Source organism: Gammaproteobacteria bacterium, assembly GCA_003696665.1.
Taxonomy (GTDB): Bacteria; Pseudomonadota; Gammaproteobacteria; order Enterobacterales.
On record RFGJ01000499.1, the window covers coordinates 1 to 1,968 of the forward strand.

Genomic DNA, 1,968 nt, shown 5'->3' on the forward strand with positions numbered 1-1,968 from the left:
GGCAATGCCCGCCTCATCGAGTTCCACGTATCCATCGATCCCGAAGGCCAGCACAACGAATATCACTGGGGCCGGGAGTTCCCCAGGGCGGTGGACTGGTTGTTCTTTCAGGGGTGAGTGTGCGTATTTTTGTTTGAAATTTTTTGTGTAAATTTCGGGGCTCGCATGCCGGGCGTGATTTCATGTGTACACCTGAAACCTGTCTATCATGCATGTGGAAGAGCCTGCCGGTAACTGGGGTGGCCCTTGGACGGAAGAGAAACTGGATGCATTTCAAAAGTATGTGAGGGCCTACCTCACAATTATGCGCAAGCGCAAAAATTTCAAAACGCTGTATTTCGACGGTTTCGCAGGAAGTGGCGCTCGATCGGATGAAGCTGATGAGCGACCTGCACCTTTTCCCCTGTTTGAGGATTTATCGATATCCCTTGAAGAGCAGCACCTCTATCGCGGGGCTGCCGAACGCGTTTTGGCATTGGGAGGAGAGGGGTTGTTATTCGACTATTACTACTTTATCGATGCCGACAGACAAGCCTTGAAGCAACTCGAGCAAAGGCTGGAAGAGCGCTTTCCGAGTCTGAAGCCAAGAATGATATTTCGGGCATCTGATTGCAATGAACAGTTGAAAAATCTGGGGAGCGCGCTGAAACGCGATCGCCAATTGGCTGCGTTGGTTTTCCTGGATCCCTTTGGCATGCAAATAAGCTGGGAGGCCATCGAATCCCTGAAAAATACGCGGAGCGACGTGTGGATCCTCATCCCGACTGGGTTGGCAATCAACAGGTTGCTGGATAGGAAAGGCGAATTGCGTCACCTGCCAGGGTTGGAAAGGTTTTTTGGAATGAATGAAGAACAAATTCGGAACCGCTTTTATCGAAAGAGGCAGGAGCTTTCGCTTTTTGGTGAGACCGCAACAGCATGGCAAAAAGTAGGAGGGGCCATCGAGATCATTGCCAATACCTATATTGAACAAATGAAGACGATCTGGAAGCATGTGATTCCCAAACCATTGGTCTTGCGCAATAGCCGCGGTACACCCATTTTTCATTTTGTTTTTGCCTCCAACAATCCTACCGCCTTGAAAATCGCCAAGGATATCGTAGGGAAAAAGAATCAGTGATTGATTATGGCACATTCGAAAATTGAATGGACGGAGATGACATGGAATCCGGTTACGGGTTGCGACAAGGTCTCTTCGGGTTGCAAATACTGCTATGCCGAGGTGATGGCGCGCCGATTGCGTGCCATGGGACTTGAAAAGTACCGGCATGGTTTTGCTGTCCGTGTGCATCCTTCGGAGCTGCTCCGGCCATATACGTGGAAACGGCCGCGAGTGGTTTTTGTGAACTCCATGAGCGATTTGTTTCATCCAAAGGTGCCCATTGGCTTTATTCAAAAAGTATTTGAAGTCATGCGGGACAACCCCCAACACATCTTTCAAGTATTGACCAAAAGAGCAGGATTGCTGCATTATTACGACAGAGAAGGCTGGTTGAAATGGGCCCCGAATATCTGGATGGGGGTTTCTGTGGAAAGCCGCCGATTTCTCTCCCGCGTGGATCTCCTTCGCAAAACGGGTGCTCAGGTAAAATTCCTGTCTTGTGAGCCTTTGCTTGGTCCGCTCGATGGGTTGGAACTGAAGGGTATAGATTGGGTAATTGTAGGTGGTGAGAGTGGTCCCAAAGCTCGTCCGATGAAGGTGGAATGGGTGAAAGCAGTAAGAGATCGGTGCACGCGCGCGGGAGTGCCCTTTTTCTTCAAGCAATGGGGCGGGATGCGCAAAAAGCAGAATGGACGGCTGCTCGAAGGGCGTACCTGGGATGAAATGCCTGTTGTGGCTGAAATGAAGTTCGCATGAAGCGCACCCATCGCACCATCCTCATCACGGGCAGCACCGACGGTATCGGCCGGTTGGCGGCCCAGCGTTTGGCGCAAGCCGGCCATGCCGTATGGATTCACGGCAGAAAC

General features: G+C 51.0%; 3 protein-coding genes. All 3 read left to right on the plus strand.

Annotated features, from left to right (window positions below; translation table 11 throughout):
- The first annotated feature begins 208 nt into the window (after positions 1–208).
- Positions 209–1,120: a three-Cys-motif partner protein TcmP gene (tcmP, locus tag D6694_12160; protein ID RMH38587.1), complete on the plus strand. Its 912-nt coding sequence runs from the start codon at positions 209–211 to the stop codon at positions 1,118–1,120.
- Between the two features lie 6 nt (positions 1,121–1,126).
- Positions 1,127–1,858, plus strand: coding sequence for a phage Gp37/Gp68 family protein (locus D6694_12165; GenBank protein RMH38588.1), 732 nt, complete (start codon positions 1,127–1,129; stop codon positions 1,856–1,858).
- Positions 1,855–1,968, plus strand: a 114-nt coding sequence (locus D6694_12170) for a 3-oxoacyl-ACP reductase (GenBank protein RMH38589.1), incomplete at its 3' end; no start/stop codon positions are given. The genes D6694_12165 and D6694_12170, both read left to right, overlap by 4 nt.

What these genes read in the sequence shown, in the direction of transcription:
- tcmP (RMH38587.1), top strand. Translation starts at nt 209, where the DNA reads ATGCATGTGGAAGAGCCTGCCGGTAACTGGGGTGGCCCTTGGACGGAA.
- D6694_12165 (RMH38588.1), top strand. Translation starts at nt 1,127, where the DNA reads ATGGCACATTCGAAAATTGAATGGACGGAGATGACATGGAATCCGGTT.